Below are 13284 nucleotides of genomic sequence, written 5' to 3' on the forward strand. Positions count from 1 at the left end.
TCCTCCTAATCATTAATTATCTTTTCAACTAATATATCGCTAAGAGAATATATATCTATTTCCTTAGTTATAGTTTTTTCTAAAAGCTCATTAATTTCGTTTGTGTATTCTAGTTTTTTAACTAGCTTTGAAATCTTTCTTTGTACTAATTCTTTTACTTCTAATTTATTTCGCTCAAATCTTTTTTCAGTTAATTTCCCACTGCTTTTTAAATAATTTTTATGTTTTTTTATATTTTCAAAAGCAGTTTCTATGCCTTCTCCAGTTTCCGCTACACATAAGTTTACTGGAGGTCTAAAATCCCAATCTTTTTTAAAATCAAGCATCATTTCTATTTCTAAAGCCGTTTTTTTCGCTCCGTCCTTATCAGCCTTATTTATAACAAATATGTCTCCAATTTCCATAACACCAGCTTTTATTGCTTGTATATCATCTCCAAGTCCTGGAACCATAATCATAAGTGTTGTATCAGCATTTTTTACTATATCAATTTCAGACTGTCCAACTCCTACAGTTTCTATAAATATAAAATCACATCCATAAGCATCAAGTATTTTTACAGTAGATTGTGTTGCATTTGATAGACCCCCTAAACTACCTCTTGTCCCCATAGATCTTATAAATACCTCTTTGTCTAAGCTTAAATCATTCATTCTTATTCTATCTCCAAGTATTGCTCCTTTTGTAAAAGGGCTTGTTGGGTCTATTGCAATTATTCCTACTTTCTTTCCTTTACTTCTTATATGTTTTGCTAGTTTATCAGTCATTGTAGATTTACCTGCACCGGGAGGGCCTGTTATTCCTATGACATAAGCCCTTCCAGTATATTTATATATTTCTTTTAGATACTTTTCATATCCATTCATTTCATTTTCTACAATAGTAATAAGCCTAGCACAGTCTCTTTTTTTACCTTCTATAATTTTTCTTACTATATCACTCATAATCTCACCTTTATGCTAATTCTCTTTTAAGATTTTCTTTTATAAATTTTATAGTAACTGTTGTTGGAGTCCCTGGCGTAAATATCTCAGCTATTCCTTTTTCTTTTAAGAAAGGTATATCTTCTTCAGGAATAACGCCTCCACCTATTACCAAAATATCATCTGCTTCTTCAGATTTTAATAACTCTACAACCTTTGGTAATAAATGATTATGTGCACCAGATAGTATGCTCATAGCCACAACATCTACATCTTCCTGAATTGCAGCTTGAACTATTTGATATGGAGTTTGACGAAGGCCTGTGTATATGACTTCCATCCCTGCGTCTCTTAGAGCTCTAGCTATTACTTTTGCACCTCTATCGTGTCCATCTAATCCTGGTTTTGCAACTAATACTCTTATTGGTCTCATTTGTACTCCTCCTTAAATCACTATATCATTGCCGTTTGTTTGTATTCGCCAAATTCAGCTCTCATGACCTTGCATATTTCTCCTAATGTAGCATAACTTTCAACTGCATCTAATATGTATGGCATTACATTTTCATTAGAGTTACAAGCTTTTCTTAAAGCTTCTAAAGTTTTTTGTACTTTTTCATTATTTCTACTCTCTTTTAACTTTCTTATCTTTTCTTTTTGTCTTTCACCAACCATAGGATCAACCTTAAGAAGTCCCTTTGGCGCTTCTTCCTCTATTTGAAATTTGTTTACTCCAACTATGATTCTTTCATTATTTTCTATTTCTTTTTGGTATTTGTATGCACTATCCATTATTTCTTGTTGAATAAATCCCTTTTCTATGGCTTGTGGTGCTCCTCCTAGGTTGTCTATTTTATTTATTAATTCTAAAGCTTTTTGTTCTATATCATTAGTTAAGCTTTCTACATAATAAGAACCAGCTAATGGATCTATGCTATCTGCTACTCCACTTTCATTTGCTACTATTTGTTGTGTTCTAAGTGCTACTCTTACTGAATCTTCTGTTGGTAGGGCTAATGCCTCATCTTTTGAATTAGTATGAAGTGATTGTGTTCCTCCAAGAACTGCGGCTAATGTTTGAATTGCTACTCTTACTATATTATTTTCTGGTTGTTGTGCTGTTAGTGTACAACCTGCTGTTTGGGTGTGAAATTTAAGTGACCATGATTTTGGGTTTTGTGCATTAAATCTTTCTTTCATTATTTTTGCCCATAATCTTCTTGCAGCTCTAAACTTAGCAACTTCTTCTAATAAGTTATTATGTGCATTAAAGAAAAATGATAATCTTGGTGCAAAGTCATCAACATTGAGTCCTGCTTCTATAGCAGAATTAACATAAGCTATACCATCAGCTAAAGTAAATGCTACTTCTTGAACTGCATTTGCTCCAGCTTCTCTTATATGATAACCCGATATACTTATAGTGTTCCATTTTGGTACTTCTTTTGAACAATATTCAAATATATCAGTTATTAGCCTCATAGAAGGCTTTACAGGGAATATATAAGTTCCTCTTGCTACATATTCTTTTAATATATCATTTTGAATAGTTCCTCTTAATTTGTCAGCACTTACACCTTGCTTTTTTGCTACTGCTATATACATTGCAAGAAGTACTGATGCTGGTGCATTTATAGTCATTGATGTTGATACCTTATCTAGAGGAATTGAATCAAATAATATTTCCATATCAGCTAGCGAATCTATGCAAACTCCAACTTTTCCTACTTCTCCTTCAGATATATCATCATCTGAGTCATATCCCATTTGAGTAGGTAAGTCAAATGCTACTGAAAGACCCATGGAACCTTGGTCTATTAAATACTTGTATCTTTGATTTGATTCTTCAGCAGTTGCAAAACCTGCATACATTCTCATAGTCCAAAACTTACTTCTATACATTGTAGGCTGAACACCTCTTGTAAATGGATACTGCCCTGGATAACCTAAATCTTTTTCGTAGTCCACATCCACATCAATTGGTGTATATAGTCTTTTTACTTCTTCTCCTGTATCGAATGTAAATGTTTCTTTTCTTTCTGGAAATTTACTTAAAGTCTTATTAACCTTATTTTCTTCCCATTTTTTAAAGTTTACTTGTATCTCATCTTTGTTATTTGTCATAAGCCCCTCCTTATACCTAATTAACAAAATTAAAATATCTAATATTTTATTAAACTTTTAATTTATTTTCCCAGTGAAATTCCCATTTCAAAAGCTCTTTCATTTAATTCTTCTGTTCCTTTTGGAACTCTACTTAACATAGATTTTTTTACTTGTTCTGTATCTATTTCTGTTATCATATTGCATATAACTCCAAGTGCTACCATATTAGCTACCATTTCTTTTTTTAATTCATACTTACTTTTATATATAATAGGTAATTTTAATACCTTAACTTTATCATTAATTATATCTTTTTCATCAATAGAAGAATCTAAAATTATAATTCCATTATTTTTTACTGTGTGATAATATTCATCAAATGCCTTTTGTGTTAAACATAATAGCATGTCAGCTTTTCTTACCTTTGGAAAATTTATTTCTTCATCACTTACTATTACTTCAGCCTTACTAGCTCCCCCTCTAGCTTCAGGCCCATATGATTGAGTTTGTACTGCATTTAGATTTGAAAGTATAGAGCCTTCTGCAAGTATAATACCTGCTAGAATAAGTCCTTGACCACCAGAACCACTAAGCCTAACTTCTTTTCTCATAATATAATCTCCTTATACTTACTTGAATTTATTTATAATTTTTTCATATTCCTCAGTATACTCTGGCATAACACTATCTTTGAATACTCCATAGAAAGTTTTGTTTTCTAATTTTTCTTTAGGTAATTTATCTTTGAGAGATACATCTACGTAATTTTCTTTTAGTAGGTTCATTAAGGATACTGCTGACCCCTTCTTATTTTTTCTTCCATAGTATGTTGGACATAAACTCATTCCTTCTATTAAAGAAAATCCTTTATGATTTATTCCTTTTTTAATATAATCTATCATTTGCTTAGCATGATATGCTGTAGCCCTTGCAACAAATGTGGCTCCTGCTCCTATTGCTAGCTCACATATATCAAAAGGTCTATCAATATTTCCATATGGAGCTGTTGTAGCTAAATCATTAGTATTAGTAGTTGGAGAGTATTGACCACCTGTCATCCCGTATATATTATTATTAAATACTATTGTCGTTATATCTATATTTCTTCTACAGGCATGTATTAAATGATTTCCACCTATTGCACTACAGTCTCCATCACCAGTTATAACTATAACATGCATATTAGGACTTGCAAATTTTATACCTGTTGCAAATGGTAACGCTCTACCATGAGTAGTATGAAGGGTATTAAAGTTTAAATATCCAGATGCCCTTGATGAACATCCAATACCAGATACTACACAAACATTTTCCTTAATAAGACCTAACTCTTCTATAGCTACAGCTATAGCTCTCATTAATATCCCATGACCACATCCAGGGCACCATATATGTGGTAGTCTCTTTGTTCTAAAATTATTTTCTATGACTGTACTAGGCATCTTTTTACCTCCAATATTTTATCTACAATTTCTTCTGGAGCTATAATATCTCCATTATATTTGTTGATTCCATAAATATTGCAGTCTTTTGAACTTACTCTTTCTACTTCTAATCTTATTTGACCACTATTTAATTCAGGTACATATATATTTTGAACTTGTTTACTTAATTCTCTCACCTTTTCTTCAGGAAATGGCCATACTGTCTTTATACTTAAAAGTCCAACTTTTATTCCTTCTTCTCTTAGAGCATTTACTGCATCTTTGCTACATCTACTCATACACCCAAAAGTAACTATAAGTTCTTCACAATCGTTTGTTTTATATTCATCATATATTAATATATCATCTAAGTTGTCTTCTATTTTTCTCATAAGCCTATCCATTAATATTTTTGCTTTATCTATGCTATTAGTTGGAAACCCTACATCATCATGCATAAGTCCTGTTATATGATATTTATAGCCATCTATGAAATTTGCCATAGGAGGAACTAAGGAATTTGAATCATAAATCTTGTATTCTTTTTTAGAAGCTGTAACTTTTATTCTATCTATTACTTCTAATTCATTTCTTTCTGGTATTTCTACTTTTTCTCTCATATGTCCTATAACTTCATCTAAAAGTAATATAACTGGGGTGCGATATTTTTCTGAAAAATTAAATGCTTTTACTGTCATGTCAAATGTATCTTTAACACTTATTGGAGATAATACTATTATTGGATGGTCACCATGAGTTCCCCACTTAGCTTGCATTAAGTCACCTTGTGCTGGGGATGTTGGAAGGCCTGTACTTGGACCACATCTTTGAACATCAACGACAACACATGGTATCTCAGCTAAACATGCATATCCTATATTTTCTTGCTTTAGAGAAAAACCTGGTCCACTAGTAGCTGTCATTGATTTTAGTCCTGCAATTGATCCACCTATAGTGGCAGCCATAGAGGCTATTTCATCTTCCATTTGAATAAACTTACCTCCTACTCTTGGAAGCATAAACGATGAAATTTCTGCTATTTCAGTAGATGGTGTTATAGGGTATCCTGCAAAAAATTTCATACCTGCATAAAGTGCGCCATGTACACAGGCTTCATTTCCTTGTAATAACTTTACTTTCCTAGACATATTCTCACCTCTTTAATCCTCAGAAGTTTGTGCTATATATATAGCATAATCTGGGCATCTAAGTTCACATAATCCACAAAATATACAATCATTTTCTTTTCGTATTTGTACTTTACTACTTGCTAGTTTTAATACATCCTTTGGACAAAATTCTACGCAGATTCCACAACCTTTGCACCACTTTTCATTTAGCATAAGTTTTTTATCAGGCAATATTATCCCCCCCCTTATAACCTTTATATTTGAAATATTAGATATATATTTTTAATTATCTTTTCAGTTTTTAATCCTCACTCTATTCCTATATATTCTTTTGAATTACTGTATATTCTTTTATTTATAATAAATATACAGTAATTCAAAAGAATACCATCTTAATTTTTATAAAGAAGAATAAAACTTGATATAAGGCAAAATTTGAAATATACTTATAGTAAATTTTTATTTTTATAAAATTAATTAGCTTCTGTTTTTTAGATACTTAGAATCTAAAAAATACCATCAACATAAATTTATGCTAATGGTATTTTTATATGATTAAACTTATACTGTTTTTTACATACACTGCTATTTATTTTCTAATTCATTAACTCTTTTCTCTAAATTAGAAATTCTATTATTTATTAATGCTTTCTTTTCTTTTTGTTTCTTTATAAATCTATATATAGCAATAGGAATCAGTATCCATATTAATGTATTAAATATTTGAAAAAAAAGTTCATATGTAATATACATAAAGTACCTCCACACTAGTTCCAGTTTTTGACTGATTCTTCATAATAATTTATAAGCCTAGGATGAGATAAAGTATTAGTATCTATACTACTACTGTCAATAATTTCATCCTGTGCAAAATTGAACATACTTTCAATAGAGTCCTTATTTAAATACTTAGTACTTATGTTAATTTTAATATTTTCTAAGTTCAAATCTTGTTTTGAACAAAGATTAAATCCCCACTCTCCAAAAGATGGCACTTGAACATGGTATGGATATACATTAAAACCTTCAGACTTTAAAGTCTTATTTATACTCCAAAATGCTTTTTTAGCATAATATGGGCTAGTAGATTGTACTGTCATTACTCCATCTTGAGCTAATGCATTTTTACATAGTCTATAAAATATATTAGTATATAATTTATTTAGACTGTCATTGTTAGGGTCTGGCAAATCAACTATTATAACATCATATACATCTTTAGTATTTTCTAAAAATTCAAAGGCATCTTCATATACCAATTTTACCTTTTCACTAGATAAAGAATTTTTATTAATCTCAGTTACAAGTGGATTAGTTCTACACAAATCTACCATATCTTTATCTATATCAACTAATGTAATATTTTTAACATCATCATACTTTAATAATTCACGAACTGCTAATCCATCTCCACCACCTAGTATTAATACATTTTCATGATTTTTGACTGCTCCCATAGGTATATGCACTAATGCTTCATGATATCTATATTCATCTTTAGATGAAAACTGTATATTTCCATTTAGATATAATCTTAAATCATCTTTGTGTTTTGTCATAACAATCTTTTGGTACTGTGTTTGATTTGATAGTACAACCCTATCACGATATAGTGAATTTTCAATACTACGTGATATATTTTCAGAAAATAATGCTCCTAAAAACATAAATGCTAGTGCTATATATGAAACTATCTTAAATACTTCAATATTTTTTATATAGCTTTTATAATTATGAATTATAACTATAGCTATTACTATGTTTATTGTTCCCACTAAAAAAGATGTAGCAAAATACCCTAGGGTAGGAAGTAAAAATAGTGGAAATGCAAGTGAACCTATAAGCCCCCCTATATAATCAAAGCTAAATACATTTGATAAAGTTACTCTTAAATTGTCACAGTTTTCCTCTATAATCCTTGTAAGTATAGGAATTTCAAGTCCCACCAAAGTTCCTATTAAAACTATCTGTATATACATTATAAATTCACTAGATGCTATATATACATTAGATAAAAATAGTACTAATGAAGATATACCTCCTAGTATACCAACAGCTATTTCAACAAATACAAAAAAATCAAATAAGTTCTTTTTAACATATTTCGAAATATGAGAACCTACTCCCATAGCACACATATAAAGCCCTATTGTTATAGAAAACTGCTTTATACTATCTCCTAGTAAATAGGATCCTACAGCACTTATTAAAAGTTCATAAACTATTGAACAACCTGATATTATAAGTGTTGTTAGCATTAAAAGTTTATAATTAAATTTATAATTTTCCATTACTGTATAGCACCACTAATTAGTATAGAAAGGCCTATAAATATTCCAGAAACCATAAGCCCTGCTGCACTATTTCCATTTCCAATTTCTTCATTTAGATTGTATTTTTTGTTAAATATTAATATTGATAGGTAACCTAATATACAAAGCACTATTCCAAGTACAAAGTATATAACTGTTGAAGTTAAATCTTGTAGTATCGTTGTATTTGCATTTTGGCTAACTGGAGATGCTATAACACTTCTTAAAAGTATACCTACTGCTATTGATGATGCTGCACTTATATATCCTACTGCTTTATTTCCTCTTTTTATTTCTGTTGGAAAGTGACAAGGTATAGCCAAGTCTACTAAAAAGTTTCCAACTAGCATAAGTATAAAACCTATTACTGAATAGATTATCGTTCCTAAAATTCCCTCCATATATTCCTCCTATTATTTTCCACTACTAAGTCCACCACCAGAAGATGGCCTTGAAAATACACTACCTCTTTTAACACTTTGGTTTGAAGTTTGTAATTCTCTATATTTATCATTAAAATCTTGAGATACTACATTTCCTTTATAAGTGTTAAATGGAGATACCCTTCTTTTGTATCTATTGTAGTCATCTCTATAGCCAAAGGTATAATAAAAATCTCTATAGTATGCATTTGATGAAGAATGACTTGTGTTATATAACTCATTATTACTAGCATATATATATTCTCTAGGACATACTTGTATATAGGTCTTATCATCCATACCTACATAAACTACAGCATATTCATCTTTTGTGAGTATGGCTACACTATATTCATCATCGCTACTTTGAACTTCTTCTATTAAAGTTGTTGCTTTGTCTATTATATCCTTTACTGATTCATCCATTGACATAGATGTATAATATACATCAGCTTTTAACTTGCTATCAGCATCAGAAGTTATAGATGTGTAATAAGTATACTTTGATGGCTCATTTTTAAGATAGTTTTGTATAAAATTTTTATCACTTATAGTCATATATACTATTAATATAATTATAGGTATTGAAAGTAATAAAGCATATTTTAGATATGGCACTTTTTTCTGTTCTTTTTTAGGACTACTTTCTTCTTTGTAATTATCTTGTAGTATTTCTATATTATCTACTTCAATACTTTCACAATAAATAACTTCATCCTCCCAAGTTTCTACTGAAAATATTTTTTTAGATTCTTTTTGTTCATATTCTTTAAATACTACTTTTTCATGCAAATCTACATCTGCTTTATAAAAGTTCGTAACTTCTGCTTTTAAGTCTTCTTTTAGTTTGTACCCCGATTGGTATAACGTATTTTCTGATTTTTGATGTGTTTCTTTAAATAAATATAAATAATCATAACTTATTCCAACACTTAGCCATAATACTTTATTACCACTTATAAGTTCATATTCTATAAAGGTTGAATTTTCTTCATCTTTGTATACTATATAGGAATTTATTTTATATACATTAGATTTTATTTTTATCCTTTGCTCTATTTCTAGTTGCCTAAAGTTAGCACTAACCATAATTTCACCTCCCTAATATTACATATTTTTCCATATAATCATTATATCATATAAAAATTTTATTGTTTGAAATTTGTATACAGATTTCACTTCGTAAATAGTCGTATTGACAAATATCTTTTTATAGCCATATATTTGTTATTTAAGTTTTTTAATCTTAGTAATCACCTTAAAATATCCCATATAAGTTTTGCTTATATGGGATATTTTAGTTATAATTATTAAATATTTTGCATTAACTATTTCTACTTCTTTTTTGTCTATGTATATTCTCACCTAATAAACTTTCATCTAGTTTTCCTCTATAATAAGCTATTATAGTTTCTAAATCTATATTAGTTTCTTCCATAATTATTTTAATTTCATATATAGTTGGATTTTCAAACATTTGAAGTATTTCTAATTCCTCTTTAGTCAATTTTAGACCTTCTTTCTTAAATAGTTTTATTTATATATATTTTTAATGACTATCCTTTATGTATTATTCTTATCTACAATTATACTCCTATATATTAATTTAAAACACCTTTATTTTTATTTCTAATCTAGTAGTAGTTGACATAATAAGATTATGGTAATAAACTCTACTTAAAATAATATTTAGGAGCTTATTATGATAAAGTTAAGTTTTAATAAAGATAATAATAATATAAATTTAAAAGCAAATGTATGTGATAATGATATATTAAAAGGCTATATGGACTTCGAGTACTTTACAGGACTTTGTAGAGATGGATGTCCTCACTATAATTTAAGCTATACATGTCCTCCAAATAGTCCAAAATTTACAGAGTACACTAAAGATTATAAATCTTCTTTAGTTATAGCTATGTATATGAATGTTCCTAAAGGTAAAACCATAAGTGAAGTTCATCCCTATTTAAGAAGAATATTATCTGACTTATTAATACCATTAGAGAAAGTGCTTAATGGATTACTTACAGATGGTGGTCGTTGTATATATTGTGAAAAGTGCACATATATAGATAATTTACCTTGCAGATTTCCCGAGAAATTAAGATTTAGTATGGAGGCTATGGGACTTGATTTAGATAAAGTTTGCAAAAATGTACTAAATCATTCTATTATGTGGAATGAAGATGATAAAAATAGTTACTGTACTGTTATGGGCTCTATTAATTTTAATGATATATGTGAAGATAATTTAAGAGATACTATATTAAAGTTAATATAATTAAAATTCCCCAGTGTTTTTTATATCTGGGATTTTAATTATATTTTATTCCTACTGGGAATTTTTATATCACTAAAATAATACGTACTATTACTACCTGTTTCATATTTATAGTATATATTACTATTGTCTAATTCTTTGTATATATTTCGTTCATAAAAATTATGATTAAACATAGCTATATTATTTTATTAACGTTTAATAGTATTAACCCTACAGCTTGACAAAAATAATAAAAATATACATAATAGTACTATAAAGTATCATTCAGTACTTTTTAGTACTATTTTTTTAAGAGGTGATTTATGAGTAGTAAACAAGAAGTTATTATGCAAGTTGCTCAAAAATGCTTTAATAAGCAAGGATTAAAATATACATCAATAGATGATATCGTAAAAGAATGTAAGATATCTAAATCTACATTTTATAAGCATTTTTCAACTAAAGAGGACCTAGTCTGGGAAATGCTAATTTATTCTAACAAAAAATTTTCTAATGCATCTATATTGATAGATACTGATGATAGCAAAACGCCACATGAAAAGTTAAAAGAAAAAATAAAGCTTGTATCAGATTATCTAAAATATAACTATTCTTTTAACTCACATATCCTAGGAGAATTTTCAGAAATTAAAGGTAGTTCTTTAATAGAGATAAGAAATAACTTAAGGTCTAATATAATAAACTGTTATAAAATTCCTTTAATATTAGTTTATGGTGAGGAAATAACTCCTTTTATATGGGAGTTATTATTTGTTATAGATAGTTTAGTTCATGAATTTAATCTTGTAATGAAAATGAATAAAAGAAATATTAGTGAAGAATACATATTCGAGTTTATAACTAGACAAATAGATTTAAATATAAAAAATCTAAGATACAATAAAAGTATTATAAATGAGAGTATTTTTTACTCTATAGATGAAATTGGTGAAAATAATTATAAAGATTCTATAAAAGATGTATTTTTAAATGTAGTATATTCTATAAAGGAATACACTAAGTTAAATGAAAATGAGAAACTCTCTGAAGCAATTATAAAAATAGAAGAAGAATTTAATTTAGGTAACTATAATTCATTGACTATGGATGCTATGATAGCATACTTAGAAAAGCAAGAACCTCTAAGGGAATATGCAGCAAAATTAAGTAGATTAATATCTAAGTTAGGAGAGGATATAATAAATGGAGAATAAAAAATTAAGGAATTTAATAGTTTCAGTACTAATGTTAGGTTCGTTTTTAACAGGACTTAATCAAACTGTACTAACTTCAGCGCTACCGAGTATAATGCATGATTTTTCTGTAAATGCAGATACAGCTCAATGGTTAACATCAATTTATATGCTTGTTTTAGGTATTATGATCCCTGCAACAGCATATTTAATAAGTAACTTTTCAACTAAAAAGCTATATATTAGTGCTATGTTACTATTTTCTATTGGATGTACAATATCTATATTTACAAATAACTTCTCATTGCTAGTAGTATCTAGAGTCTTTCAAGCAATGGCTTCTGGAATAATAATGCAATTAGTTCAAGTTGCAATGCTAAACCTATACCCTAAGGAAGAAAGAGGAGCTGCAATGGGTATGTATGGTTTTGTTGTCGGTGTTGCTCCAGCAATAGGACCAACATTAGCTGGATATGTAATAGATAACTTTGGATGGAGAATTTTATTTTATATTTTGGCATTTATTGCAGTGTTAGATATGATATTTGCACACTTTACATTAAAAAATATTACAGAAATTAAAAAATCTAAACTTGAATTTATATCTCTAATATTATCAACTTTAGGATTTGGAGGATTATTAGCAGGGGTTTCTAATATTGGATCGTATGGAATATCAAATCCTATAACATATATACCAATAGTAGTTGGAATTATATCACTTATACTATTTGTAATAAGACAATACAAGGTTGAGGTACCACTTTTAAACCTTAGAGTATTTAAAAGTAAACAGTTTGTAGTATCAGTTATATTGCTAATGATTACTTATGGAGCATTTACATCTGCAACTATGATTTTATCTTTATATATACAATCAGCAAGAAAGATGTCAGCTATGGTACCAGGATTAATGATGCTTCCAGGTTCAATACTTATGTCTTTATTAAGCCCAGTATCAGGACGTATGCTTGATAAATATGGAGCAAGAATTCCAGTTTTATCAGGATTTTTATGTTTAGGGATAGGTACATTTGCATTTTCAAACTTAAGTGAAACAACATCTATTTTAACATTAACTATTATGTATTCATTTAGAATGCTAGGAATAACATTTTTATTAATGCCAGTTACAACTTGGGGACTTAATTCACTTAAACAATCTGAACTAGCAGATGGTAGTGCTATAAGTTCAACACTTAGACAAGTTTCTGGAGCAATAGGTGCATCTATGCTTATATCTATAATGACACATGTATCAAATAGTAGTTTAAATACGTCTCGAGTTCTTTCTGATATAAAAGGAATGGATGCTGCATTTAGAGTGGCTACTATATTAGTAGTAATTGGATTAATAATTGCAATAATATATGTAAAAGATAATAAGAAAAAATCTAAAAAAGCATGTAACGAGAATTTGGCATTAGAATAAATTATATATTTTATTAACAGTTATAATAAAATATATAAACTTAAATAATAAAAAGATGGTGTCGTAAAATCCGATA

At 28.6% G+C, this 13284-nt stretch carries 15 protein-coding genes; 3 read left to right on the forward strand and 12 right to left on the reverse strand.

Annotation, left to right across the window (positions count from 1 at the left end; translation table 11 throughout):
• Window positions 1–5: 5 nt before the first annotated feature.
• From meaB to I4U89_RS05455, 12 genes are all read right to left on the reverse strand, one after another.
• A complete protein-coding gene (gene meaB, locus I4U89_RS05400) occupies window positions 6–944 on the reverse strand; it encodes a methylmalonyl Co-A mutase-associated GTPase MeaB (RefSeq protein ID WP_195939057.1) in 939 nt (312 codons plus the stop codon).
• A 10-nt stretch (window positions 945–954) separates the two neighbouring features.
• Window positions 955–1356: a cobalamin B12-binding domain-containing protein gene (locus tag I4U89_RS05405; RefSeq protein ID WP_195939059.1), complete on the reverse strand. Its 402-nt coding sequence runs from the start codon at window positions 1354–1356 to the stop codon at window positions 955–957.
• A gap of 20 nt (window positions 1357–1376) precedes the next feature.
• On the reverse strand, window positions 1377–3047 hold the full coding sequence (locus I4U89_RS05410; RefSeq protein ID WP_195939061.1) for an acyl-CoA mutase large subunit family protein: 1671 nt from the start codon (window positions 3045–3047) through the stop codon (window positions 1377–1379).
• 62 nt (window positions 3048–3109) lie between these two features.
• Complete coding sequence (locus I4U89_RS05415; protein ID WP_195939063.1) at window positions 3110–3640, reverse strand: 2-oxoacid:acceptor oxidoreductase family protein; 531 nt, start codon at window positions 3638–3640, stop codon at window positions 3110–3112.
• Between the two features lie 18 nt (window positions 3641–3658).
• On the reverse strand, window positions 3659–4471 hold the full coding sequence (locus I4U89_RS05420; RefSeq protein WP_195939065.1) for a 2-oxoacid:ferredoxin oxidoreductase subunit beta: 813 nt from the start codon (window positions 4469–4471) through the stop codon (window positions 3659–3661).
• Window positions 4453–5601, reverse strand: a complete 1149-nt coding sequence (locus I4U89_RS05425; RefSeq protein ID WP_195939067.1) for a 2-oxoacid:acceptor oxidoreductase subunit alpha — start codon at window positions 5599–5601, stop codon at window positions 4453–4455. Before I4U89_RS05425 ends, I4U89_RS05420 begins: the two co-directional genes overlap by 19 nt.
• A 12-nt stretch (window positions 5602–5613) precedes the next feature.
• Complete coding sequence (locus I4U89_RS05430; protein WP_243279139.1) at window positions 5614–5814, reverse strand: 4Fe-4S dicluster domain-containing protein; 201 nt, start codon at window positions 5812–5814, stop codon at window positions 5614–5616.
• A 354-nt stretch (window positions 5815–6168) separates the two neighbouring features.
• On the reverse strand, window positions 6169–6336 hold the full coding sequence (locus I4U89_RS05435; protein WP_195939069.1) for a hypothetical protein: 168 nt from the start codon (window positions 6334–6336) through the stop codon (window positions 6169–6171).
• Window positions 6337–6350: 14 nt separating this feature from the next.
• A complete protein-coding gene (locus tag I4U89_RS05440) occupies window positions 6351–7874 on the reverse strand; it encodes a polyamine aminopropyltransferase (RefSeq protein ID WP_195939071.1) in 1524 nt (507 codons plus the stop codon).
• Window positions 7874–8296, reverse strand: coding sequence for a DUF350 domain-containing protein (locus I4U89_RS05445; RefSeq protein WP_195939073.1), 423 nt, complete (start codon window positions 8294–8296; stop codon window positions 7874–7876). Before I4U89_RS05445 ends, I4U89_RS05440 begins: the two co-directional genes overlap by 1 nt.
• Before the next feature lie 12 nt (window positions 8297–8308).
• A complete protein-coding gene (locus tag I4U89_RS05450; RefSeq protein ID WP_195939074.1) occupies window positions 8309–9406 on the reverse strand; it encodes a DUF4178 domain-containing protein in 1098 nt (365 codons plus the stop codon).
• A gap of 235 nt (window positions 9407–9641) precedes the next feature.
• Complete coding sequence (locus tag I4U89_RS05455) at window positions 9642–9824, reverse strand: hypothetical protein (RefSeq protein WP_195939076.1); 183 nt, start codon at window positions 9822–9824, stop codon at window positions 9642–9644.
• 195 nt (window positions 9825–10019) lie between these two features.
• Here I4U89_RS05455 and I4U89_RS05460 point away from each other — a divergent pair, with 195 nt between their 5' ends.
• The 3 genes from I4U89_RS05460 to I4U89_RS05470 all read left to right on the forward strand — a co-directional run bounded on the left by I4U89_RS05460 (window position 10020) and on the right by I4U89_RS05470 (window position 13208).
• Window positions 10020–10601 carry a DUF2284 domain-containing protein gene (locus I4U89_RS05460; RefSeq protein WP_195939078.1) on the forward strand — a complete coding sequence of 194 codons (582 nt, stop codon included), beginning with the start codon at window positions 10020–10022 and terminating at the stop codon, window positions 10599–10601.
• A 305-nt stretch (window positions 10602–10906) separates the two neighbouring features.
• Window positions 10907–11797, forward strand: coding sequence for a TetR/AcrR family transcriptional regulator (locus I4U89_RS05465; protein WP_195939080.1), 891 nt, complete (start codon window positions 10907–10909; stop codon window positions 11795–11797).
• Entirely contained in the window at window positions 11787–13208 is a 1422-nt protein-coding gene (locus I4U89_RS05470; RefSeq protein WP_195939082.1) for an MDR family MFS transporter, read from the forward strand. Before I4U89_RS05465 ends, I4U89_RS05470 begins: the two co-directional genes overlap by 11 nt.
• Window positions 13209–13284: the final 76 nt, after the last annotated feature.

The sequence above is a fragment of the Romboutsia sp. 1001713B170131_170501_G6 genome, from assembly GCF_015668195.1.
GTDB lineage: Bacteria > Bacillota > Clostridia > Peptostreptococcales > Peptostreptococcaceae > Romboutsia_C.

What these genes read in the sequence shown, in the direction of transcription:
- I4U89_RS05450 (WP_195939074.1), bottom strand. Translation starts at nt 9,406, where the DNA reads ATGGTTAGTGCTAACTTTAGGCAACTAGAAATAGAGCAAAGGATAAAA.
- meaB (WP_195939057.1), bottom strand. Translation starts at nt 944, where the DNA reads ATGAGTGATATAGTAAGAAAAATTATAGAAGGTAAAAAAAGAGACTGT.
- I4U89_RS05410 (WP_195939061.1), bottom strand. Translation starts at nt 3,047, where the DNA reads ATGACAAATAACAAAGATGAGATACAAGTAAACTTTAAAAAATGGGAA.
- I4U89_RS05420 (WP_195939065.1), bottom strand. Translation starts at nt 4,471, where the DNA reads ATGCCTAGTACAGTCATAGAAAATAATTTTAGAACAAAGAGACTACCA.
- I4U89_RS05415 (WP_195939063.1), bottom strand. Translation starts at nt 3,640, where the DNA reads ATGAGAAAAGAAGTTAGGCTTAGTGGTTCTGGTGGTCAAGGACTTATT.
- I4U89_RS05405 (WP_195939059.1), bottom strand. Translation starts at nt 1,356, where the DNA reads ATGAGACCAATAAGAGTATTAGTTGCAAAACCAGGATTAGATGGACAC.
- I4U89_RS05440 (WP_195939071.1), bottom strand. Translation starts at nt 7,874, where the DNA reads ATGGAAAATTATAAATTTAATTATAAACTTTTAATGCTAACAACACTT.
- I4U89_RS05425 (WP_195939067.1), bottom strand. Translation starts at nt 5,601, where the DNA reads ATGTCTAGGAAAGTAAAGTTATTACAAGGAAATGAAGCCTGTGTACAT.
- I4U89_RS05445 (WP_195939073.1), bottom strand. Translation starts at nt 8,296, where the DNA reads ATGGAGGGAATTTTAGGAACGATAATCTATTCAGTAATAGGTTTTATA.
- I4U89_RS05465 (WP_195939080.1), top strand. Translation starts at nt 10,907, where the DNA reads ATGAGTAGTAAACAAGAAGTTATTATGCAAGTTGCTCAAAAATGCTTT.
- I4U89_RS05470 (WP_195939082.1), top strand. Translation starts at nt 11,787, where the DNA reads ATGGAGAATAAAAAATTAAGGAATTTAATAGTTTCAGTACTAATGTTA.
- I4U89_RS05460 (WP_195939078.1), top strand. Translation starts at nt 10,020, where the DNA reads ATGATAAAGTTAAGTTTTAATAAAGATAATAATAATATAAATTTAAAA.
- I4U89_RS05435 (WP_195939069.1), bottom strand. Translation starts at nt 6,336, where the DNA reads ATGTATATTACATATGAACTTTTTTTTCAAATATTTAATACATTAATA.